32 protein-coding genes are annotated in these 19199 nt (G+C 50.0%); 12 read left to right on the top strand and 20 right to left on the bottom strand.

Going from position 1 to position 19199, the window contains the following annotated elements; all coding sequences use genetic code 11:
- Positions 1-10 precede the first annotated feature (10 nt).
- From INF58_RS04830 to INF58_RS04740, 19 genes are all read right to left on the bottom strand, one after another.
- Complete coding sequence (locus INF58_RS04830; RefSeq protein ID WP_193527131.1) at positions 11-238, bottom strand: hypothetical protein; 228 nt, start codon at positions 236-238, stop codon at positions 11-13.
- A gap of 11 nt (positions 239-249) precedes the next feature.
- Positions 250-1074 carry a hypothetical protein gene (locus INF58_RS04825; RefSeq protein ID WP_193527270.1) on the bottom strand — a complete coding sequence of 275 codons (825 nt, stop codon included), beginning with the start codon at positions 1072-1074 and terminating at the stop codon, positions 250-252.
- A 276-nt stretch (positions 1075-1350) separates the two neighbouring features.
- On the bottom strand, positions 1351-1620 hold the full coding sequence (locus tag INF58_RS04820) for a hypothetical protein (RefSeq protein WP_063959340.1): 270 nt from the start codon (positions 1618-1620) through the stop codon (positions 1351-1353).
- Between the two features lie 7 nt (positions 1621-1627).
- The gene (locus INF58_RS04815; RefSeq protein WP_193527130.1) at positions 1628-2257 is read right to left on the bottom strand and encodes a glycoside hydrolase family 19 protein; all 630 of its coding nucleotides are present in this window, start codon (positions 2255-2257) and stop codon (positions 1628-1630) included.
- Positions 2254-2535: a phage holin family protein gene (locus INF58_RS04810; protein ID WP_129258457.1), complete on the bottom strand. Its 282-nt coding sequence runs from the start codon at positions 2533-2535 to the stop codon at positions 2254-2256. Before INF58_RS04810 ends, INF58_RS04815 begins: the two co-directional genes overlap by 4 nt.
- Complete coding sequence (locus INF58_RS04805) at positions 2532-2936, bottom strand: putative holin (RefSeq protein ID WP_006809173.1); 405 nt, start codon at positions 2934-2936, stop codon at positions 2532-2534. The genes INF58_RS04810 and INF58_RS04805 overlap by 4 nt, the downstream gene beginning before the upstream one ends.
- Before the next feature lie 89 nt (positions 2937-3025).
- Positions 3026-3598 (bottom strand): hypothetical protein, encoded by a 573-nt coding sequence (locus INF58_RS04800; protein ID WP_193527129.1) that lies wholly within the window; start codon positions 3596-3598, stop codon positions 3026-3028.
- Between the two features lie 113 nt (positions 3599-3711).
- The gene (locus INF58_RS04795; protein WP_193527128.1) at positions 3712-4290 is read right to left on the bottom strand and encodes a DUF1133 family protein; all 579 of its coding nucleotides are present in this window, start codon (positions 4288-4290) and stop codon (positions 3712-3714) included.
- Between the two features lie 12 nt (positions 4291-4302).
- A complete protein-coding gene (locus INF58_RS04790; protein WP_193527127.1) occupies positions 4303-5292 on the bottom strand; it encodes a DUF968 domain-containing protein in 990 nt (329 codons plus the stop codon).
- Complete coding sequence (locus INF58_RS04785) at positions 5289-6005, bottom strand: phage antirepressor KilAC domain-containing protein (protein ID WP_370552234.1); 717 nt, start codon at positions 6003-6005, stop codon at positions 5289-5291. The genes INF58_RS04790 and INF58_RS04785 overlap by 4 nt, the downstream gene beginning before the upstream one ends.
- Positions 6006-6029: 24 nt before the next feature.
- A complete protein-coding gene (locus INF58_RS04780; RefSeq protein ID WP_022648904.1) occupies positions 6030-6419 on the bottom strand; it encodes a RusA family crossover junction endodeoxyribonuclease in 390 nt (129 codons plus the stop codon).
- The gene (locus tag INF58_RS04775) at positions 6416-6736 is read right to left on the bottom strand and encodes a LexA family transcriptional regulator (RefSeq protein ID WP_193035418.1); all 321 of its coding nucleotides are present in this window, start codon (positions 6734-6736) and stop codon (positions 6416-6418) included. The genes INF58_RS04780 and INF58_RS04775 overlap by 4 nt, the downstream gene beginning before the upstream one ends.
- Positions 6733-6960 carry a hypothetical protein gene (locus tag INF58_RS04770; RefSeq protein ID WP_022650831.1) on the bottom strand — a complete coding sequence of 76 codons (228 nt, stop codon included), beginning with the start codon at positions 6958-6960 and terminating at the stop codon, positions 6733-6735. Before INF58_RS04770 ends, INF58_RS04775 begins: the two co-directional genes overlap by 4 nt.
- A complete protein-coding gene (locus tag INF58_RS04765; protein ID WP_193035416.1) occupies positions 6957-7616 on the bottom strand; it encodes an MT-A70 family methyltransferase in 660 nt (219 codons plus the stop codon). Before INF58_RS04765 ends, INF58_RS04770 begins: the two co-directional genes overlap by 4 nt.
- On the bottom strand, positions 7616-8110 hold the full coding sequence (locus INF58_RS04760) for a hypothetical protein (protein WP_193035414.1): 495 nt from the start codon (positions 8108-8110) through the stop codon (positions 7616-7618). Before INF58_RS04760 ends, INF58_RS04765 begins: the two co-directional genes overlap by 1 nt.
- Positions 8107-8985 (bottom strand): conserved phage C-terminal domain-containing protein, encoded by an 879-nt coding sequence (locus INF58_RS04755; RefSeq protein ID WP_193035412.1) that lies wholly within the window; start codon positions 8983-8985, stop codon positions 8107-8109. The genes INF58_RS04760 and INF58_RS04755 overlap by 4 nt, the downstream gene beginning before the upstream one ends.
- Entirely contained in the window at positions 8975-9154 is a 180-nt protein-coding gene (locus tag INF58_RS04750; protein WP_193527126.1) for a DUF4222 domain-containing protein, read from the bottom strand. Before INF58_RS04750 ends, INF58_RS04755 begins: the two co-directional genes overlap by 11 nt.
- A 240-nt stretch (positions 9155-9394) precedes the next feature.
- The gene (locus tag INF58_RS04745; RefSeq protein ID WP_032634711.1) at positions 9395-9865 is read right to left on the bottom strand and encodes a YmfL family putative regulatory protein; all 471 of its coding nucleotides are present in this window, start codon (positions 9863-9865) and stop codon (positions 9395-9397) included.
- A 41-nt stretch (positions 9866-9906) separates the two neighbouring features.
- Entirely contained in the window at positions 9907-10125 is a 219-nt protein-coding gene (locus INF58_RS04740) for a Cro/CI family transcriptional regulator (RefSeq protein ID WP_023305900.1), read from the bottom strand.
- 98 nt (positions 10126-10223) lie between these two features.
- On the opposite strand from INF58_RS04740, the gene INF58_RS04735 reads away from it, so the two are divergent.
- The 11 genes from INF58_RS04735 to INF58_RS04685 all read left to right on the top strand — a co-directional run bounded on the left by INF58_RS04735 (position 10224) and on the right by INF58_RS04685 (position 17449).
- Entirely contained in the window at positions 10224-10943 is a 720-nt protein-coding gene (locus INF58_RS04735) for a LexA family transcriptional regulator (protein WP_023305899.1), read from the top strand.
- 790 nt (positions 10944-11733) lie between these two features.
- Positions 11734-12054, top strand: a complete 321-nt coding sequence (locus INF58_RS04730; RefSeq protein WP_022648915.1) for a hypothetical protein — start codon at positions 11734-11736, stop codon at positions 12052-12054.
- Between the two features lie 6 nt (positions 12055-12060).
- On the top strand, positions 12061-12516 hold the full coding sequence (locus tag INF58_RS04725; RefSeq protein ID WP_227415014.1) for a hypothetical protein: 456 nt from the start codon (positions 12061-12063) through the stop codon (positions 12514-12516).
- Positions 12516-13550, top strand: coding sequence for a chromosome partitioning protein ParB (locus tag INF58_RS04720; RefSeq protein ID WP_047737268.1), 1035 nt, complete (start codon positions 12516-12518; stop codon positions 13548-13550). The genes INF58_RS04725 and INF58_RS04720 overlap by 1 nt, the downstream gene beginning before the upstream one ends.
- Complete coding sequence (locus INF58_RS04715) at positions 13537-14001, top strand: hypothetical protein (RefSeq protein ID WP_190322512.1); 465 nt, start codon at positions 13537-13539, stop codon at positions 13999-14001. The genes INF58_RS04720 and INF58_RS04715 overlap by 14 nt, the downstream gene beginning before the upstream one ends.
- A gap of 56 nt (positions 14002-14057) precedes the next feature.
- Positions 14058-14459, top strand: coding sequence for an ead/Ea22-like family protein (locus INF58_RS04710; protein ID WP_370552642.1), 402 nt, complete (start codon positions 14058-14060; stop codon positions 14457-14459).
- Between the two features lies 1 nt (position 14460).
- Positions 14461-14667, top strand: coding sequence for a hypothetical protein (locus INF58_RS04705; RefSeq protein ID WP_193527124.1), 207 nt, complete (start codon positions 14461-14463; stop codon positions 14665-14667).
- A gap of 10 nt (positions 14668-14677) precedes the next feature.
- Positions 14678-15313, top strand: coding sequence for a hypothetical protein (locus INF58_RS04700; RefSeq protein ID WP_193527269.1), 636 nt, complete (start codon positions 14678-14680; stop codon positions 15311-15313).
- 35 nt (positions 15314-15348) lie between these two features.
- A complete protein-coding gene (locus tag INF58_RS04695; RefSeq protein WP_022650818.1) occupies positions 15349-15612 on the top strand; it encodes an excisionase in 264 nt (87 codons plus the stop codon).
- Positions 15587-16729: a phage integrase Arm DNA-binding domain-containing protein gene (locus INF58_RS04690; protein WP_032103854.1), complete on the top strand. Its 1143-nt coding sequence runs from the start codon at positions 15587-15589 to the stop codon at positions 16727-16729. Before INF58_RS04695 ends, INF58_RS04690 begins: the two co-directional genes overlap by 26 nt.
- A gap of 219 nt (positions 16730-16948) precedes the next feature.
- Positions 16949-17449 carry a YbaK/prolyl-tRNA synthetase associated domain-containing protein gene (locus INF58_RS04685; protein ID WP_063866401.1) on the top strand — a complete coding sequence of 167 codons (501 nt, stop codon included), beginning with the start codon at positions 16949-16951 and terminating at the stop codon, positions 17447-17449.
- Positions 17450-17469: 20 nt separating this feature from the next.
- Here the strand turns inward: INF58_RS04685 and yoaI are convergent, their stop codons facing one another.
- Positions 17470-17571, bottom strand: coding sequence for a small membrane protein YoaI (gene yoaI / locus INF58_RS20905; RefSeq protein WP_226842027.1), 102 nt, complete (start codon positions 17569-17571; stop codon positions 17470-17472).
- Between the two features lie 287 nt (positions 17572-17858).
- On the opposite strand from yoaI, the gene INF58_RS04680 reads away from it, so the two are divergent.
- Positions 17859-19190, top strand: a complete 1332-nt coding sequence (locus INF58_RS04680; RefSeq protein ID WP_131638135.1) for a glycoside-pentoside-hexuronide (GPH):cation symporter — start codon at positions 17859-17861, stop codon at positions 19188-19190.
- Positions 19191-19199 lie beyond the last annotated feature (9 nt).

Genomic DNA, 19199 nt, shown 5'->3' with positions numbered 1-19199 from the left:
CCATCGGGGTTTATTGACGCTTAATGGTGACTTTTCCGTAAAGCGTTTGTTGCTTCACAATGCCGCGCTCCGCCTTCATGTATCCGCGGTCATCCCGCACAGCAGCAATTATCTCGCCTTTTTCATCATCAGCAGTGAAGACGTGCTTAACCTCAACACCATTGAGAAAAACGGCATATCGTTCCTGAGCTGGGTTAATTTTCCGGCCCGGATCGTCATCCAATACAGTGATACGCATACATCCTCCCGTCAGAATCCACGCTTCAAGAAAGTCCTGATCGAGCCGCCCGGCTGAAGATTCTTTTTCAGTTCCGCAGATACAACATCTGAAATCGCTTTTTCCATTTCAGGGGATAGCTTCACGCTGGTCTTAATTTCGGGACCGATGCCAACATTTATGGCATAACCTTTTCGCGGGTCCGTTTCAGTTCGGCTCAGTTGTACCTTCGGGATGACGGCATCCTTGATAAATACCTGTCCGTCCTTCATGGCAAATGGAGATGATTCTGCCATCGCCTTTTCGTCGGCTTTCTGCTTCCTTTTCCGCTTGATGTATTCCGCGGCATCACGTATTTCGTCTGGAGTATATCTCCCCTCAACAGCAACCCAGCGATCAGCCAGGAACACTACCGCTGTTTTATCGGCTGGAGCCCCTCCAAACTCTTCACTAAATCTTTGCTTGGCTTCATCAAGAGCATTAGCAATCAGCTCCTGTCTCTTCATGTAGCTACTAATTTTATAACGTGGAAGAGTGTAAACAGCCGACAGCTCACCTAATGCAGCATCAGGCGTTTTTGCCGGTTCTTCGATCTTCCCAATTCGCCAGGCCACAGAACCATTAGCCCGATGGCCTACGATTTCGCCATTGCCATAACTGACGTAGCCACCTTTCGGTTTACGCTTATCTTTAACGCGTAGATGTTCAGGGAAGAAAGAAGCATCACCCCATACTGTATGGCGACGTCCTTTCAAATCGTAATGTGCGCTACCTGCCGGACTTTTCAAAATAAGTCCATCGTCGGTCATGATGACTCGCATGCCGAGCATCGCTTGCTGTAGCGATAAATATTTCATGTGGTAGTTCCTTTTAGACGTGAGCCTGTCGCACGGCAAAGCCGCCGAAAGTTAACGGTTTGCCCAGGCTCACAGCTGAAAGACTTTCTTTGATGTGCGCGTGCGATGCGCATAAAAAAGCCCCGCTATTGCGAGGCTCTGGTTTGTTTCTGGCAGTTAGCCTGCCACGCTTTGTTATGCGCCAGGATGTCTTTCTTCGTTTGGCGGTCCAGCACATCCCAGTCGTGATCCGTTCCGTAGATGGGTTTAACCCAGTCGCAAGCCGTGTCCACCACCTCAACCCTTACGGGTCCAGTTGTCCCGCAGCTCGCGATCAACATCGTCGCCAGGCATATGGTTAACAGTCTGCTGTACATTGCTGGCCTCTTTCGTTGTTTCTACCCGGCGTTCGGCTGCTGCGACCATTGCCGCTGCGTTATCTTCGGTGCGCTGCTGGTCTGCTTTCGCTTCCGCTTTGCTGGTGCCGCGAATATGGCCCAGGCCAAAAGCGCCGGCGATGGCAGCGATGACTGCCGCTACAATCCCAATAATCGTCTCAAATCCCATAGTGACCTCACACCAGAACGGATTTCGCCAGGTTAAACAGCGCGCGGCGTTTATCCAGTCCGTTTCTGCCGCCATTGATAAGAAGCGTGACGCGCTCCACGTCTCCGGAATGTAGCAGGCAACCGCGAGACGAATAGAACCATGCAGCTGAGCGCGCGGCGTATTCATCCTGTTCAAGCAGCTCCGGATGGGTAACAAGGTCAAGTTTTAGAGCGTGGCCACAACTGCGATAGTTGCTCAGGCCGGTAACCTGTTTCAGCCCGCGACCGCGATATTTCCAGCCATCACCAGCGACCTGATTTCCCAGGTGTTCTTTACCCCATTCACCGCCGTACACCAGATTGGCGATCGCTTTCTGGTTTGCCGGTTGCGTTGCCGTTCTGCCAAGTGCGGCGGCCTGTTGTTGCGTGATGCGGTGGCTGCCGAACGTCGGTACCAGGTTTTCTGCCGCATAATTCAGGTTTTCCACCAGTCGGGTAAATCTGGTGCTTTCATGCCCCATCTGGGCAATAAACATGGCCTGATCAAGCGGTGCGGTGATGCCATATTCCTTCATAGCGGCGTCGATATGCGGAAACCAGCGCGCAGCTAACCCGGCGCTGATACCAGCCGCCTTCTGAAATTGTGATTGGTTCACGTTGTGCTTTCCCCTGCGATTCTTGCGATGTTGCCACGAGCACGCCATACGGCTATGCAGACAATGAGATTGACGACCAACTCTCCGTAATCAACCTGCACGTAATCACCATGCCAGATGCGGAAAGCGGTAAACGCTGGTGCGAGGATCAGCCCATACGCGAGAAATTCCATCAGACGGCGGCGGCGTAGGCTCCGCTTTCTGAAGAACATCAGGCGTATGGTTATCAGGATGCATGCAACAGCGTTAATGTTCAGGATCAGTGTTTGCCACGTCATTCTTCCCCCTTCAATCCGGGTAAGTCTCCTGTCTTCGAGCGCTTGAGAACGCGAAGAAGGACGGTGACAGAAACCGTGGAGGCCGCCAGCGCGCCTATCGCTGGGGATACCTTCACGGCAACTGGCGGAGAAAGGTGACTTAATGCCGCATTGATAAGCGCTGCGATGATTTCGGATGCTGTTCCAGCGCAGTAAACCCCACCGATAAATGAGATAAGCGCAAACAGTATTTGCTTCCAGAGCTTGTGATCTTCACTGCTAAGTACGTAAAGAGCGGCCCCAGCAAGTGAGCAAAGCATTACAGCTGGGGTAGCTTCTGGAAACATCGTGGCGAAGGTGATTCCGGTAGTTCCGGCAGCAACACCAGCAGTTGCCGTAGCAGATATCGGTTCTGCGGACATTTAGCCCCCTCTTATTGCCGTGATTCCTCTCAGAACGAGGGGATAAAAAAAGCCACTAAACGTGGCTTATGTGTTAATCGGTTGAATGGTCAGTTATTAAGATATTTATTAGCGTCAGATATAAAATCAGAATATCTACCAACCCAATTCCTTGAGTCATTTATACTTGCATGTTTCTTTATGATTATTTCTGACAAATAACTCTGAATGTCATTTATTGATTTTTTAAAGGCCAATCCTTTTTCATCTTCAAGTACTGATATAAGCAAACTTACTTTATATTTCTCAAGCTCAAGTAAAGCAGTCGACATATTTTTTTCAATTTCAGGGCGTTTATAGCTAACACCTTTAATCCCTTCATCAATCCATTCAGAATGTAACTCTTTTACTTTCGTGAGTTGATATGCATATTCACTGACGTTAAGCCTAACATGGGCTGCATAGTTCCTTTTGTCTTCGCGGCTTTGCTGATATCTAACCGATTCATTATTTTGCCGGATAACATATAAAGAAATTAAAGCGGGAACCAAGCCGCTAATGAAAGCTGCAATTATTGTTTCCCATGAGAATGAAGAGTCTACAGAAACTGTAGCAATTTTATCAATACTGATTGTATCTGCTAAACGCTCATGAACGTATAGGAATGGTATGCCTAACCACATGACGAGACCTTAATGAATTTAAAAGGTCATCATAACAAAAAACCCGCATTGCTTGCGGGTTTATGACTCGTTCTATCGCTCAGAACGCTTTACTGTCCCGAGCCTAACACAATTTAAGCACTTTCTTGCTCACCCTGCAACTTAAATCTGTCGCTATTTGTTCCGAACGCGTCACAAAGTGGTGCGTAAAGGATCGATTCTGCAAGACTTACCCATGTATCAATGCGACGGCGGCACGTGATAAGGGTCCAGTCGGGGTGTTTTGAATTAAGCTCTTTAGCCATCTGGAGTTTGCTCTTGCGCAGACGATGACGATCAACAATCACGCCATATAGCCCACGGTATTCTTCGTTCATAAGCACTGCGGCAATAACGCCGTCAATCTTTAGCCCCTCCTCGTCTGAGCAGAACGCCAGGCCAGTTTTGTTTTTACTGTCGAGAATTTCACGCAGGTATGCTTCCAGCTCGGGTTTAGTGATGCCGGATTTCTTCATGCGGCGCAGCGCATCGTTGATGGCGGATTTGGTTATTTTCCCGGATGCCAGCAGCTGGTTGAACATGTTTCCGCCCGAGCCACCACCGATATAAGACCAGCGGCCCCACATGCGGAGCTTTCCCTGTACCCAGATACTTTCGAGAGTGCGAAGGCGAACCAACTCGCCGGATTTGCCTACTTCTGAAGGATTGATCATTTGCGTCTCCACTTACGCCAGTACGCCGATTGCCAGCGCACGATCTAAAAACCGAAACAGCAGCGTTAACTGGTCGCCGTATTTCGCTTCAAATGCCACGGGATCAGCGTGTAACTCGTCGTGATGCGCTCTGCACAGCGGTATCACAAACAGGTCATGCGCTTTGGTACCCATTCCACCCTGCCCGTGGCCTATCAGGTGGTGGGGGTCGTCTGCCGGGTTATTGCAGCAACTGCACTGCTGCGACTTCACCCAGCGGGTGTACTTATCGTTCTCCCAGCGTCGGCGCTTTGGCCTAAGCATGAAAGATTCCGGTGATTCAGGATCGACCTTCACCGACACTATCTTTTTTGCCTTCTCCTGAAAGATTTGCGTAGCCGGTAATAACGGGACAATATCGCTTTCCCTCATCACTGAACTATGCTGTTCAGGCTTGATTTTGAGTGCTTTACTCGCCACTGATTCAGGAACAAGGTCAGCCAGATCGTTACGTACCATCCACCAGCAGAACTCAGGAAGCGAAAGAGTGTGGTCAGTACTGAAACCTAAATCAATATTTACCCTTTCCAGAAGCCATTTTACCAGGTTCTGCATGGCAATTCCTGCCAGTCTTTCAGTGGTTTGCTCACGTAAATGGTTATCACATGACCAACAAACACGAATGCTCCCCGGAGCGTGGCGCATAACCGTAAAGTCACTGGCATGCCAGTCAGTGTGAGGCCACTGACATTCAAATTTTCTCTCCAGCCAGGCATCAAGGCTACTCATTCCACCAGCTCGCTGAATGACCCTCTCGTTAACGAAAATAGCCTGCATGTTGGCATCGTCAGTCAGGGGCTGGTGGGCTTCAGGGATTAATCCAGATGGCAGATGCTGGATGGCTTCGGATGGTGGCTCAATAACTACCCTTCCCTGACGGAATAGCCAGAGCAGTTCGTTACCAGGGCGGAACAGAACCACCCCGGACATCGGCGCAATTTCAGGCGTCAGTATGGCTCTCACGCAATTTGCCCCTTAGCGACATACTCTGCCCAAAGTCCACCTATCCAGCGCACCCCTTTCGCCGTGAAACGAGACTGATTGAACGCATAGTTTGTCTGGTTGGTGGTCCCGGTCTTAACTTCAAATCGGCCTGCTTCGATGTGTTTACTCTTCGGAGTAAGCACGCGGTTCAGGCGGTACATGATGCCATTCTCAATGAGGAACATCGCGAACTCGGGTTCTTTGGCGTTAAGGAGCTTTGCAACCTGCCGGAATGTCATTGACCCGGTGGCTTTGACGTAGCGATCAACAAATTCAGCCTTCGGTGCGGCTATTGCCAGTTCTTCACTCAGACGTTGCTTCTGTTCGGCAAGGTCGGCGGCGAGCCTGAGTGCTTCAGGGAGTGTTTGGGGAACAACCATCCCGGCCCCGCTCTCCAGTTCCTGCCAGCGATCAACCAGACGGGCAGTAAATTCCGGACACAGCTGCGCGACGATGACATAGCTGTCTCGCTTATTAACTTCGTAGTAGTGGTAAACCTGCTGGTTCTGAGGATGGGTGTACTGCATTGCAGCATACCCCCCAATCACGCCGGATTTCATCAGTCGCTCGATGGTTACGCAGACATTGCTGTGACGGGAATCAACCAACTTCGCAATTTCACGACTGGACATCGTTATCTGATGGCCCATTGCGGCGGCATGGTGCGTCGGACACGTTACGGTGATGTTCATCTGATTCATGCTCTTCTCCACTTATCAGGCGGCTGCACCCGCCAGAGGTTCATGTTTCTTGATCGATATTTCTACACGTCCCCCCGCTACCTTCGGCCCCCACTCCACCAGCATTCTCTGCACCTGGCTGTCATCCTCCCAAATGCCAGCATGCGTAAGCGCATCAAACAGAGCCTTGTTGTAGTTGTCGATGTCGCGGCGGCGGGCATCTGGCGGAAAGAGAAGGATCTCCACCGCAGCTGGTGATGATGATGGTTTTGGTAAGCAACGCAGTTGCTCAATGATCGCTGCACATGCCGCGCTCTGGTATGCCCTGCCCTTCTCGCTGATAAGATGGCGGCCTTTTAACGGTCCCTTGTTTGGGGCTCGCCAGTAAGTGTTTACGCTCGGTGGGAACGGGAGCACCAGTTTCATAACGTCACTCCCTGTTTTTTCAGCCATTCAACAGCGTTATCTCTGGCCTTATCTCCACCGGATAGCAGGTCTTTGATGATCGTCACTGGATCTGTATCCCATTCCGTTTTGACGACGGTAATGCCCCTGGCTGCGCCAGGAGCAACATTGATGTAACCCTTTTTCTTAAGTGACTTCACGTGCGCAACAGCAGCGTTCGGTGATGCGCAGCCAATTAATCCGGCAAGCTCCAGCATCGTAGGTGGGAAGCCTGCCTTTTCGATATGAACCTTGATGGCTTCGAACACTTCATTCTGACGCGGCGTTAATTCGATCATGACTCGACTCCATAACGCCCGTTCAGGCGTCCGATTACGCTGTTAAACATCACCAGGCTTACGCCCATCGGTTTAACCTTCTCGTGGTACTCCTTCAGGATCGGAGGCACTACGACATTCCAGCTTGGCTTTGGCTTCTGCTTTAGGGCTTTTTTGATGGCATCGTTGCATTGACGGGCTACATCACGCACAGCGTTCTCATGCTCGGTAGATAGCTTTTTCATGCGGCGCGCTCCTGTAGTTTTTTCATGGGAACGGCAACTGCCGGTATAAGCTCAACAGCTGGTGATTCAGATTGATTTCCCCAGTGGTCCCAGCCAGGCGCTCCGCAACGGCTGAATAGTTCGATGCGCGGAACGTCACCGTAAAGCTTCTCCAGACGGAAACGCGCCTCTGCTGGTTTCTGGCTGTGCTCACCGAGTGGACTGTAAATAACCTGCTTGATGCTGGCGCACTTGCGTTCAAGTCCATTTCCCCTGGTGGCGATCAACAGGTCTTCGGTATTGGCTCGGGTGTAGTTCCCGCCGTTCATGCGTGTCTGTGCGTTCAGCAGGTCGAGGAAGTCGTAAAAATCTTCCACACGGCCTGCCTGAAGTACTTTGTTGATATGCTTCTCTGCCAGTGGGTTGAACTTTACCCAGGTAAAGCCCTTCATCGTGCGGACCTTAAAGCCCCACGCTTCAGCCAGCTCGATAGCTTCTCGGGTGTGCGTACCGGTGAACCACATAGCCAGAACTGCATCATCGGCAGCCAGGTCCCAAACCGCGAGGCGCTTCATGTCGATAAGCTTCATCGTGCCGTAATGGTTATTTGCAGCGCCATTGCTGATGGTGTTCCCGTATTCCCACGCAGGGTCAGCATAAATCAGTGAATATTTCATCAGACATTCCTCGCTCGGCCAGCCAGACACCATGCATCAGAGGGTGCTTTCACTTTCGGCGCCATGCTCAGGCAACGCTGACGCTCAATCAGTATCTTCATCCGCTGCTCTTCGTTCTTAGAGCGATTGAAGGCATCCATCAGAACCGTGGCCGCACGCAGGTAGAACCCTTTTTCAAACAGGTCCTGAGCCTTATCCATCATCGTGGTTACAGCTGGATTCGGCGCTTCTTCGTGTTCTAATACAGCGGGTGTATCTGCCCGGTTAATTTTTAGTGCAGAACGCCCCTCGCTAACGTCACCACCCGGCGCTTTGGCAAAATACTGGTAGCACTTACCGTTATGCTTGCGGGTTGCGCGATTCAGTTTGACCAGATGGCATACACCGCGCTGTACAGAGTGAACGTTGTATTGAGGCATTGAAGCTGCGATTTGTTTGTTAGTTAACCCAGGATTTTCAGCGATGAAAATTTGAATATCTTTCAGAAGACTCATGAGTTCGCTCCTCTGAAGCCCGCCGGGATGGCTTTGTCTGGCTGACCGAATTTCAATGGATCTTGTTTGCGGACAGCGTCCCAGTCCTCACGCTTAGGTCGACCTTTGCTATTCCAGCGCAAAGCATTCTGCAAATATCCTTCGAACTTCGTTGGCCTGAACAACGTCGTAGGTTGCATGTGCTCGTAGTATTTCGTGTCTTTCCACTGCTCGTGTTTGTAATCAATAACCAGTAGCAGCTCATCGGGCGTAAAGCTCTCACGAAGTCTGGCGCGGATGTTATCCAGGGAGCTCTTCCCCTTGCGGAAACTCTTACCAGTAACTTCATTGAGATGGTTGAGGATTAAGACTGCCTGACCAGCTATCAAATCAACCTGATTGACACATGCAGTGTCGGGTTGCGGCGCAACCTGACAATTAGGTTTTTTATCTGATGGATCAGTAGTTGATTTTACTGACGGATCCCCACCAGATTCTGACGGGTGAAAACTGCCATTATTACTGTTTTTCGACGCATCAAATTTTGACGGGTCGGATTTTGATGCGTCAGATTTTGATGCGTCAGATTCTGACAGGTGAGAAAAGGCAGCAGCCTGTAATTTCGCAACATTGAGCTGGTAAACGTTTGACGCATTGCGGTTGCCTTTACGACGCTGATGGCGCGTTAACCAGCCGTCTTTTTCCAGCTGAGATATGGCTGTGCGAACCGTGCTCTCACCAGCACCAATCTGGCGCGCGATGGTAGCAATGGAAGGCCAACTAACCCCTTCATCACTGCTAAAATCTGCCAGACGCGCCATGATGGCAACGCTGGACAGCTTCATGCCTGAAGAAGCGCAAGCGTCCCAAACGTAACCTGTTAACTTAGTGCTCATGGTCGTCCTTTAACTCTGTAATTTTACGCTGGAATTGCTCAAGAGGCCTGAAGCACTCATGATCGTACCCTTCGCGAAGGTATATAACGCGTCGAGTCTCGGGCTCCCATCTGATGACGTGGACGGTGATGCCTCTGTGGTCTCTGAATCGCCGGTCAACTTCAGCCATTCCTCACGCCCCTTCTCGTTCATCAGTGCAAATGCCTCTACCATCGCGTTCACAGGCTGGTAGTTGTTCTGATCCGCCTGGTTGTTTAATCTCTCCACATAGCCGAACGGGGAATCTTTCCCCACCAGTGGAAGGCATCTGAATTGCTTCGCTGGTCTCAATCGGTTTAAACTGTTCATGCGTTAGTTTCTCCACTGAATACGACACGCCACGACGCCCGGAGCTGCACACTCGCGGGCGTCACTTTTTTTGGCTTTTCTTACGGCTAAACAGCGCGACAATCGCGCGGATCTCTTCTTCACGCGCTGCCAGATGACGGCGGTGATATTCGTTGATTTCTTCAGCTTCATGACGTTCGATTACTCCATCTTCGAGAGCTCTCTGGATCACGGTATCAACACGTCCGCGCGCTGCTGACGTTCTCATAGCACGATCAAACAGGTCGACACGATCAAGGTCTTCAAGTTGAGGAACGTCCACCAGCAGCGCACCACGACGACGGGCAAAGTAATCTGCCAGTAGGGACGTATTCGAGATGTCTTCCATGGCCTCCAGCTCGTTCACTTCAAAGAAGCGGCAGCCATTCTTCTCATACAGGTTGTTGTTGAACTGCGTTACTGACATCCCAAGAGCACCGGCCATAGCCTCACGGCCTCCTGGATACGCTTTGCACATCGCTTTAACTACTTCTTTCAGGCTTGGCTCTACCATGTTGTTTTTCCTTTGGTAGTTACGAAATGCTGATTGCTGGGTTACGGTGTTACTGCAACGTCAGGATCAGCAGGTTTGTTTTTGTTAGGGAATGGTCGTACTTCCTCGGCTTCAATTTTCCCGTCTTCATTAACCAGGATGTTTACCCTGCGATTACGCTTGAGGGCTTTACTGATGGCACTTTGGTATACCCCAAGAGCTTCAGCTGTTTTGGCCTGACCGTTTTCCAAAACATATTCAGATAGCGGAATAATCTTCATTGGTTTTCCTCGTGGTTTGCACATAAGGAGTATCACTGTTAGTGATAAATATGTCAACACTAGCGGTGATTGGTGATTATGCCGTGCGGTGATAAATTATGAGAATGAAAAAGAAACCATTGACCGCCGAACAAATTGCCGATGCCAACAGGCTGAAAGCTATCTTTGAGTCCAAGAAAAAAGCGCTGGGGCTCTCACAGGAGACTTTGGCTGAACAAATGGGTATGGGACAAAGTGGTGTCGCTCAGTTACTGAATGGCACAAATGCTATCAACGCTACCCATGCTGCACAGTTCGCTAAAATTCTCGGAGTAAAAGTCGATGATTTCAGCCCATCCCTTGCAGCTGAGATATCAGCTATGTTTGAGGCGATTGCGAACGGAAGGAGTCATTCCTCTGTGTATGAGTACCCGCTATTAACCGAAGTACAGGCTGGCTCATTTTGCCCGGTTAATACATACACAGAACGAGACGCGAAGGAATGGGTTTCAACTACTGTTAAAGCCAGTGATTCTGCCTTTTGGCTTGAGGTATCAGGTCATTCGATGACTGCCCCGCCAGGAGTAAAACCGAGTTTTCCTGAGGGAATGCTTATACTCATAGATCCAGAACAGGATGTTGAGCCTGGTGATTTCTGTGTTGCAGGTATCTTCAACGATTCAGAGGTCACATTTAAAAAATATGTTCGAGAAGATGGTAAGCCATGGCTTGAACCTCTAAACCCCAGCCCTCGCTATCAGGCCATTGAATGTAATGAGAATTGCAGGATAATCGGCAAAGTTGTTAAGGCCCAATGGCCTGAAAATATCTTCGAGTAAGGAGCCATCCGGCTCCTTTTTTTTGCATCTTTTTTCACCTTAACAATCATAAAGTTAACACTACTGATGATATTTTTATCACTACAGGTGTTGACCATTTAATTACTATTGGTGATACTCAATATGCGCCGGGGTGATGATGTTTAAGACCATCGGTAGGTTAGCAGTACGGCATATGGCACATGTGTCGCAGCGGTCCGGGGATTCCTTGCATTACTTTTTCCAGATCCAGCGGGTAGCCGGAATGTGCAAGCCAGGCAAGTACGACGGCCAGAGACGTTTCACCAGCGTGGCGATCAGGTGACAGCCCAGACGATATCTGAGTGGCTATAAAAACAGATGGGAGCCGGTGGAATCCCGGCACACAACATGAAAGCGCACTCCATCAACTATCGGTTGTGGATGGCAGGTAAGTAAACGAACGGAGTGCGCTTCCAGTTGTGTTAACCGTAGTAGCTGTACCAGATGCTGTGTGTAGTCTTGGCGGTGGCAGTGCTTTGTTTGTTTTCCTTGCTGACCACCGCATTTTTTCACAACTGAAAGCGCGTTCTGTATACATCTTGAGAGGCCTCAGTCGTTGAATCAACTCAGGAGAACGCGCTCTCAATTGTGGAGAAGTAACGTGTCGACATTGCAGTGTCGATTGTGGCTGCCAGCCTCAAGCATCCTCAGGGTGCTTGGTGATGGTAATAACGCCATCTCAACCAACAGGAGACGATGAGCCTGTTCTGGTTGGATTGGAAAAATGTTATTTGCCCGCTCAGCGGCGGGCGCTTTTTCTGGAGGTAGCATGTCTGCAAATGATTTGGCTGTTAAATATGGTACTTATCAGCCCGAGAATTTACTGGTCATTCTTCCACTTGAAGAAGCGTCAGACATTATTCGTGAAAGTCTTCGCGCTGAGGTTCGCCACGAGCTGGAATATGAATACGATGACCGCATTTCTTCTGCTGAAGAAGAGGCATCTGATTGGGAATCACGGGCAGACAGCTACGAATGCGATGCGATTAGTTTTGCCAGAGCGATAGAGAAAGCCTTGCTTGCACCAACCTTGGATGAAGCAAAAATTATTCTCGAACGCGTTCGTTCTGATAATCGAGAATATTTTTAATACCTAATGAATAAAAACGAATTTGGCAGCATTCAAGTGCCGGGATTCGTGCAACCAAAATTCAGCGCTGTGCAGAGCGCGTATAACACGGAGAAACTATCCATGACGAACACACAGAACGTCACCGAGTTACAACCACGCATGACCCGGGAGCAGCTGATCGACGCAGCGCGTAAGGCAGCCCCTCTCCTTCCTGCCGCTTATGGTTGGTTGGTTAACGAAATGGCAACGCGCCTTGATGTAACCAGCGTCGCGCTTTGTGAAGCGATGGCTCAGCGTAAGGAACTGGCTGTTCAGAACGCTACTCTGCGTGAAGATGTCGCAAGCTGGGCCAAAGAGTGTGACCGCATTGTTGAACGCCACACGAAGACCAGAACCAATATGCATTTATTGGAAGCCCAGCGAGAACTGCGTGAGTTGTCTACCGTCGTTATTTCCCAAAATAACGAGGTGGCTCTCTGATGGCTAACTCATTCAAGCAAATGACCCGTGACGGGACAATCAAGCGCACCGATACCGGGATGTTCATCAGCCTTGACCAAATCCATGTGCGTGAAGGTTTCAACAAACGCGAAGATGATGAACGTACCCGCCAGGCAGATGATGACCTTTTCAACTATCTGATGAATGGTGGCTCTGTTCCCCCGCTGGAGGTTATCGCCCGTGATGAAGGTGGAGTGTGGGTTGTTGAAGGCCACCGTCGGCGTCGCTGCTATGCGCGCTGTGCAGAAGCTGGTAAGCCAGTAGACCGGATCCACATCATGCCGTTCAACGGTAGCGATGTTCAGCGCCTGGCGCGCATCATGACCAGTAACAACCAGCTCCCGCTATCCGATATGGAACAGGCAGCTGTTATTCAGGAGCTACATAACGCCTTTAACCAGACCACCAGCGAGATAGCAAAGCTGGTGAATAAGTCTGTGGCCACCGTCGAGAAGCTGCTGCTCCTCAGCACGGCGAACCATGACGTTCAGCAGGAGGTTAAATCCGGCGCTGTGTCAGTCGATGTCGCGGTTGATCGCGTTATGGAGTATGGCGAACAGGCCGGGAAAGTTCTCCAACATGATAAAGCTGTAGCGGCTGCCCAGGGTAAATCGAAAGTAACCCGTAGCTCTATCGCGCCGGAACTGAGCGTAAAGAACGCACGCCGTTTCGTTGAGCTGATGGCTCAGGCCACGATTAGTGATGAAGGTGTCTTCACTCTTGAAGGCACTGCCCTGGCCGAGGCGCTGTCGATTATGGACGAACATAAAGCAATTGCCGAAGCGCGTGAAACTTACCGCCTTTCCCAGCCAGTCCCTTCAACAGAGATTATCGGAAAGGTCCTCTACGTCAGGATGAACGGTAAGGATATTGGTTCAGCCGTTATCTACCGAGGTAAAAATGTATGGCTGCACATGGATGACAAGAGAGTGCTTGTAAACCAGTCAAAGGCCGTTTCCTACTTTGTTAAAAAATACAAAATGCAACAGGAGCAAAATCATGACAGCCAATAAACCAATGACCGGCGAACAGCTGGATGAACTGATGACTATTGCTGTCAACATGCAACGAGACAGTGAAAAAGTTAGTGACCGCCCTGCTGCTATGTTCGCTTATGCAGTGCAGGTAGCTGTTCTGGAACTGCGTAAGGTTCGTAATGAAGCTGCGGTGATGGCTGCGGAGAATGCGGGGCTGAAGACAGCGATTGACGCAACTATCGGATGGCAGCAATCAACCGATTCGGAGAATGTCGAAAGCGTTCGAATGCTGGTCGACGTTAAAACCCCGGCTACCGACGCTTCCCTGGCTGAAGTGCGGGCTCAGGGTGTGGAGATGTTGACGTCCAAACTCCAATCCTTGATTGACGAGGGTAATTTCGAAGGAGACGAAATTGGCGTGATTGCCGGAGCCGTATACACAGGTGCGGACATTGCCGCCCAAATTCGCAAAGGAGTGCAGTCTTGAGCAACATCGACAAACAGGACAGCCAAGTGCAGCGCTATGCAAACTTCGGTGTCGACATGATGGAGTGGGCTGACGGTGGGTACGTAAAACACTCTGATTATCTGGCGCTGCTGGATGAGCTGGAAGCCGCTGAGAAGAGGATTTCTGAGCTGGAGAGCGACAACGCATACATCAAAAACCGCCACAAAGAACTGGACCTGTTAATCGGGAAAAACATTCTGGTAATGCAGGCCGCAATCATCGAATGGCAGGGAACTGGCGACGCCAAAAAGGGGCTGGCATGGATTTATAACACGCTGTTTGGTCCAGGTGAATTGCCGGACGAGGCGGAGAAAGATGCCCAAGCCTACTTTGACAGAAAATATGCTCCTCTCGACGAAGAACTCTTGAACCTTCACCGGTGGTTCTGGGAGCAGAGTGAGGCTGAGCGCGCCGCCGCAGCAGGTAAAGGAGAGTGATATGGCTAATCATTCAGCAGCATGGGGCATCACACTGCACACTGAATGCCCCGAGTGTGGGGAGTACTTCGACATTATCAGCGTGCAAGATGATTTCTGGACCGATGCTCGTTTTGGCGCTTGTGAACATGACACTCCGGCAACTACAGGCGTAGAGGTCGAGTGTCCTGAGTGTGAACACGAATTCAAAGTCGATTTCGATTACTGAGGACTAACCCATGAGCGAACTAACCAAAGAATGGCTCCTCAGGACAATCGCTGAGCTTGAAGATGAGCGCGATGCTGTGCCCGGCGCAGTAAACGAAGATGCGGCGATGGCGCTGGCGGCGATGAAAATGGCCTTGGGAGCGTTCGAAGCGGAGGAATCAGTACCGGAAGAGCTAGAGGAAACGCGCTGTGACGGGATAAGAAAATGCATTGCTGCATTAAGGTATCACCATAAACGCGCTGAAACTTGCTCCAATGGCTACACCGGTTCGACGCTTGAGGATGACACTTTAAAGAGTATTAACTTCCTTAAGAGCACAAACACTGCCCCGGCGCTGGTATCTGTGCCTGATGATGTTTCTGTTCCGCTTGCTCATGCCTACAAAGAGCTTACACCTACGTTCATGCGTAACCACATCGACATATTCGAGCGTTACGGGATTTACCCTGATGGTTCGGCAGGGATTCAGGCTATGCGCATTGCATTGGATGGTATGAACCGCCGCGCCGCCATTCTTCAGGGTGCCGAACAAACAAACTACCGCGCTATCGTTGAGCGGATAGCTGAAATAATTCATGGCAAAGTGACTGATATCGATCTGCTTACGGTAACAGTTAAGAGCATGAAGGATAAATTGCAGAAATAAACACCGGGTGCAGCCGGTTAAGTGGAGAGAAACGCATGGGGCAGTTAGTAACACTTCATGAGTGGGCATCTGGTCCTAATGGATTCAAATATCCATTAAGCAACTCAGCATTAAACAAAATAGCAAAGACCAAACAGACTTATCCGCCAGCCTTAAAGCAAGGTCGACGCTGGGTTATAGATGAAGATGCTCGTTTTGTTGGCATGGTTGGCAGTGTTGATATTTCGTCATCATTATCAGACAAGGCCCGCCAGTTAGTGGAGAAAGCAATAAATGGCAGCTCGCCCCAGAAAACATAATGTCAAAATACCCAACCTTTACTGTAAGTTAGATAAGCGTACTTCAAAAATTTATTGGCAATATCGCCACCCTGTAACAGGTTCATTTATTGGATTCGGAACAGATGATGAAGCGGCAAAAGCTGCTGCAATCGAGATGAACCGTATAACCGCAGAACAAGAAACTCAGCAATCTTATGCTCTGATTGATATGGCAATGAAGAGCTCAGGTAAAAAGGATCAAGGTATACGTGTTTCTGAGTGGATTAAAAAATACATCGAAATTCAGATGGAAAGGTTGCGTGACGGTGAGATAAAAAACCCTACTGTAAAATCCAGACGATTATGTTCTCAGATCCTCGCAGATAGAGTGCCAAACCTTCGCCTGAAGGATGTTGATACAAGACTCATTGCAAAAATTATTGATGAATATAAGGCAGAGGGAAAGCACAGAATGGGCCAGCTGATAAGAAGCGTACTAAACGACGTGTTCAAAGAGGCGCAGCATGCTGGCGAGGTTGATCCTGGCTACAACCCAGCCTTAGCTGTAAAAAATCCAATAGCCAAAGTGAAACGAAGCAGACTTAGCATTGAACAATGGAAATTGATTTTTGAAAGCGCAGGCTCTTTGCCGCCTTGCGCTCAAAATTCTATGCTTTTGGCTTTAGTAACCGGGCAAAGGATAGGTGACATAGTCGAGATGAAGTTTAGTGACATTTGGGATAATCACCTTCATGTTACCCAAAATAAAACCGGGATGAAGTTAGCTATCCCCTTAAATTTAAAGTGCGATGCAATCGGGTTGACTCTGGCTGATGTTATTAGTAAGTGTCGCGATAGAGTAGTGAGCCCTTATCTGATCCACCATGTTAAGCATCACGCTTACGGTAAAGCGGGATCTCACGTTCCCGAAAAAACAATATCAAGATATTTTAAGGAGGCAAGAGATAAAGCAAATATCACCTGGCCTAAGGATTGCACTGCCCTTCCGCCGTTTCATGAACAGCGCTCGCTTTCATCAAGAACATACAAAGCTCAGGGTATAGATGTCAAAACTCTTTTAGGGCATAAAACCGAAGCAATGAGCGTAATGTATGGAGATGATCGTGGTCTAGAATGGAAAAAAGTTGTGATTTAAACAGGGAGTTTTGGGGAATTATTTTGGGGATGTTTTGGGGAAAGAGTTTTACGAATTAAATTCAGTCACTTAGATTTTAGCGAATTGCTCCAGAAGCAATCGTCCACCAGCAATGCATGACCCAACAGCCAGCGCTCCCGCTGGCTGTTTTCTTTCAGCCCTCTCCGTCCCGTGCTAAGGTAGCAAGCTGCGTATTGGCAAATCACAGGTGAATTCATTATGTCTGGTGACGTGACTGGGACGACGACCCATCAGCAGCTTATCAGCTTATTAACCGAACAGGGTGCGCGCTTTCGCGTGATGGAGCATGAGGCCGTTGGCAAATGCGAAGCGGTCAGTGAAATTCGCGGGACCGATATCCGACAGGGTGCAAAAGCGCTGGTCTGCAAGGTAAAAGGCAACGGCGTAAAGAAACATATTCTGGCTATCCTCGCCGCCGATCGGCAGGCCGATCTGAGCCTGCTTGCCCGCCATTTCGGTGGGCTGAAGGCCTCTCTCGCCAGTCCGGCGGAAGTTGATACCCTGACCGGCTGCGTTTTCGGCGCCATTCCCCCGTTCAGCTTTCATCCGGATCTGACGCTGGTCGCCGATCCGCTGCTGTTTGAGCGTTTCGACGAGATCGCCTTCAACGCTGGCCTGCTGGAAAAGTCGGTGATTATGGATACCCAGGACTATCTGCGCATCGCCCGTCCTGAGCTTGTGACCTTCCGGAAACAATAAATACAGAGGCTGGCTAACGGTCAGCCGTTTTCCAGCAGCAGCACGGACGCGATCAAAATAATCGCGATGATAAAAAACGAAGAGGAGATAACCAGCGTTTCGACAAACATAGGATCGTTCATGATGCCCTCAGCGTTGCTCCGATCACCCCTTTTTTACCCCCGCCAAATGACAGCGACATGACAGCGATGCATCAATAAAATGACTATTTTGCCGCTGAAACGATTCTGAGCGAAATATGCTCTGCTGCGCAAAGTCACTCATTATATGATTTATTTGTTACCGGTATCACGAAAAGAAATTAACGTAACCCCGATGCCAGATCTCGCAATTGTTAACCTTTTCATCATGGTTAACTCTGTTAACGGAGCACCTCATAAATAAACCTTACACTGGCAAGGTGAATACAATGACCGAAATAATTACCCGTAAAGAAAAAATCAGTTATGGGTTAGGCGATATGGCGAGCCATATTGGGCTGGATAACGTCATTATTTTTCTGACGTTTTACTATACGGACGTGGTGGGTCTGCCTGCGGCATTCGTGGGCACCATGTTTCTTCTGGCGAGAACCGCCGATGCCATCATAGACCCGGCGATGGGCTATATCGCCGACAGGACGCGCACACGCTGGGGCAAATTCCGCCCGTGGATGCTGTGGCTGGCGCTGCCCTTTGGGGCCAGCTGTCTGCTGACCTACGCCGTACCGGAGTCGCTCGATCTACATGGTAAAATGATTTTCGCGACCGTCAGCTATACCCTGATGATGCTGATGTATACCGCGATTAATATCCCCTATTGCTCTATGGGCGCGGTAATTACCCCTGACAACGATGCGCGAATTTCCCTCCAGTCTTATCGCTTTTTCCTGGCCACGCTGGGCGGCGCGCTGTCGACATTCTTTATGATGCCGCTGGCAGAATTTTTAGGCGGCGACGATAAATTGCTGGGCTACCGCTGGGCGATGGCCATTATGGCGACCGTCGCGGTCGTCATGTTCTGGATCTGCTTCGCCAATACGCGCGAGCGTATTAAGGCTCCCGCCACCCACAATAATTATCTTGCGGAACTAAGGGATTTATTACGAAACGACCAATGGCGTGTTGTCGCCGTACTGGTAATAACCAACATTGGTTTTGGCGTTATTCGCCTTGGCGCAATGATGTATTTCGTCACGTATTATCTCGGTAGCGCGAGCTATTTTATGTGGATGCTCGGCGCGCATATTCTCGGAAAAGCCGCAGGCAGCGCGCTGGCTAAACGCCTGACGCAGAACGTGAGCAAAGTGCAGATGTTTGGCTACTGTTCCGTGCTGGCGGGAGTGCTCAGTATCGCTCTGTTCTTTGCGCCTAAGTCGGTGCTGATTCTGGTACCTATGACGTTCATCGTCTCCACCCTTTACCAGGCCACCACCACGCTGATGTGGGTGATGATGGCAGACGTCGCCGACTACGGCGAATGGAAACAGGGCAAACGCATGGACGGCGTGATCTTCTCCACCTTCCTCGCCGTACTCAAGCTGGGGATGGCAATCAGCGGCGCGATTGTTGGCTGGACGCTGGGCTTAAGCGGCTATGTGGCCAATGCCCCGGAACAGACCACCACGGCGATGTACTGCATCATTGCCCTCTTCACTCTCGTGCCTGGCATCTTGTCGCTCTGCGCGTTTGCCACGCTGCGCTGGTACAAGCTCGACGACAGCACCATGCAGTCTATCCATCTCGCCAAACACCCCGTTTAGAAGGACGCG

This window comes from Enterobacter cloacae complex sp. P24RS, assembly GCF_014982165.1.
Classification (GTDB): Bacteria; Pseudomonadota; Gammaproteobacteria; order Enterobacterales; family Enterobacteriaceae; genus Enterobacter; species Enterobacter quasihormaechei.
The sequence above is the reverse complement of the archived record's forward strand: the minus strand, read 5'-3'. Positions and strand labels throughout refer to the sequence as shown.

Excerpts from the sequence above, each read along its gene's own strand:
- INF58_RS04805 (WP_006809173.1), bottom strand. The coding sequence starts at position 2,936 with ATGTCCGCAGAACCGATATCTGCTACGGCAACTGCTGGTGTTGCTGCC.
- INF58_RS04775 (WP_193035418.1), bottom strand. The coding sequence starts at position 6,736 with ATGATCGAATTAACGCCGCGTCAGAATGAAGTGTTCGAAGCCATCAAG.
- INF58_RS04770 (WP_022650831.1), bottom strand. The coding sequence starts at position 6,960 with ATGAAAAAGCTATCTACCGAGCATGAGAACGCTGTGCGTGATGTAGCC.
- INF58_RS04780 (WP_022648904.1), bottom strand. The coding sequence starts at position 6,419 with ATGAAACTGGTGCTCCCGTTCCCACCGAGCGTAAACACTTACTGGCGA.
- yoaI (WP_226842027.1), bottom strand. The coding sequence starts at position 17,571 with ATGAACGATCCTATGTTTGTCGAAACGCTGGTTATCTCCTCTTCGTTT.
- INF58_RS04685 (WP_063866401.1), top strand. The coding sequence starts at position 16,949 with ATGTCTGGTGACGTGACTGGGACGACGACCCATCAGCAGCTTATCAGC.
- INF58_RS04785 (WP_370552234.1), bottom strand. The coding sequence starts at position 6,005 with ATGAACATCACCGTAACGTGTCCGACGCACCATGCCGCCGCAATGGGC.
- INF58_RS04680 (WP_131638135.1), top strand. The coding sequence starts at position 17,859 with ATGACCGAAATAATTACCCGTAAAGAAAAAATCAGTTATGGGTTAGGC.
- INF58_RS04820 (WP_063959340.1), bottom strand. The coding sequence starts at position 1,620 with ATGGGATTTGAGACGATTATTGGGATTGTAGCGGCAGTCATCGCTGCC.
- INF58_RS04720 (WP_047737268.1), top strand. The coding sequence starts at position 12,516 with ATGGCTAACTCATTCAAGCAAATGACCCGTGACGGGACAATCAAGCGC.
- INF58_RS04740 (WP_023305900.1), bottom strand. The coding sequence starts at position 10,125 with ATGAAGATTATTCCGCTATCTGAATATGTTTTGGAAAACGGTCAGGCC.
- INF58_RS04730 (WP_022648915.1), top strand. The coding sequence starts at position 11,734 with ATGTCTGCAAATGATTTGGCTGTTAAATATGGTACTTATCAGCCCGAG.
- INF58_RS04700 (WP_193527269.1), top strand. The coding sequence starts at position 14,678 with ATGAGCGAACTAACCAAAGAATGGCTCCTCAGGACAATCGCTGAGCTT.
- INF58_RS04715 (WP_190322512.1), top strand. The coding sequence starts at position 13,537 with ATGACAGCCAATAAACCAATGACCGGCGAACAGCTGGATGAACTGATG.
- INF58_RS04710 (WP_370552642.1), top strand. The coding sequence starts at position 14,058 with ATGATGGAGTGGGCTGACGGTGGGTACGTAAAACACTCTGATTATCTG.
- INF58_RS04800 (WP_193527129.1), bottom strand. The coding sequence starts at position 3,598 with ATGTGGTTAGGCATACCATTCCTATACGTTCATGAGCGTTTAGCAGAT.
- INF58_RS04705 (WP_193527124.1), top strand. The coding sequence starts at position 14,461 with ATGGCTAATCATTCAGCAGCATGGGGCATCACACTGCACACTGAATGC.
- INF58_RS04830 (WP_193527131.1), bottom strand. The coding sequence starts at position 238 with ATGCGTATCACTGTATTGGATGACGATCCGGGCCGGAAAATTAACCCA.
- INF58_RS04695 (WP_022650818.1), top strand. The coding sequence starts at position 15,349 with ATGGGGCAGTTAGTAACACTTCATGAGTGGGCATCTGGTCCTAATGGA.
- INF58_RS04760 (WP_193035414.1), bottom strand. The coding sequence starts at position 8,110 with ATGAGTCTTCTGAAAGATATTCAAATTTTCATCGCTGAAAATCCTGGG.
- INF58_RS04810 (WP_129258457.1), bottom strand. The coding sequence starts at position 2,535 with ATGACGTGGCAAACACTGATCCTGAACATTAACGCTGTTGCATGCATC.
- INF58_RS04765 (WP_193035416.1), bottom strand. The coding sequence starts at position 7,616 with ATGAAATATTCACTGATTTATGCTGACCCTGCGTGGGAATACGGGAAC.
- INF58_RS04825 (WP_193527270.1), bottom strand. The coding sequence starts at position 1,074 with ATGAAATATTTATCGCTACAGCAAGCGATGCTCGGCATGCGAGTCATC.
- INF58_RS04735 (WP_023305899.1), top strand. The coding sequence starts at position 10,224 with ATGAGAATGAAAAAGAAACCATTGACCGCCGAACAAATTGCCGATGCC.
- INF58_RS04755 (WP_193035412.1), bottom strand. The coding sequence starts at position 8,985 with ATGAGCACTAAGTTAACAGGTTACGTTTGGGACGCTTGCGCTTCTTCA.
- INF58_RS04725 (WP_227415014.1), top strand. The coding sequence starts at position 12,061 with ATGAATAAAAACGAATTTGGCAGCATTCAAGTGCCGGGATTCGTGCAA.
- INF58_RS04690 (WP_032103854.1), top strand. The coding sequence starts at position 15,587 with ATGGCAGCTCGCCCCAGAAAACATAATGTCAAAATACCCAACCTTTAC.
- INF58_RS04745 (WP_032634711.1), bottom strand. The coding sequence starts at position 9,865 with ATGGTAGAGCCAAGCCTGAAAGAAGTAGTTAAAGCGATGTGCAAAGCG.
- INF58_RS04750 (WP_193527126.1), bottom strand. The coding sequence starts at position 9,154 with ATGGCTGAAGTTGACCGGCGATTCAGAGACCACAGAGGCATCACCGTC.
- INF58_RS04795 (WP_193527128.1), bottom strand. The coding sequence starts at position 4,290 with ATGATCAATCCTTCAGAAGTAGGCAAATCCGGCGAGTTGGTTCGCCTT.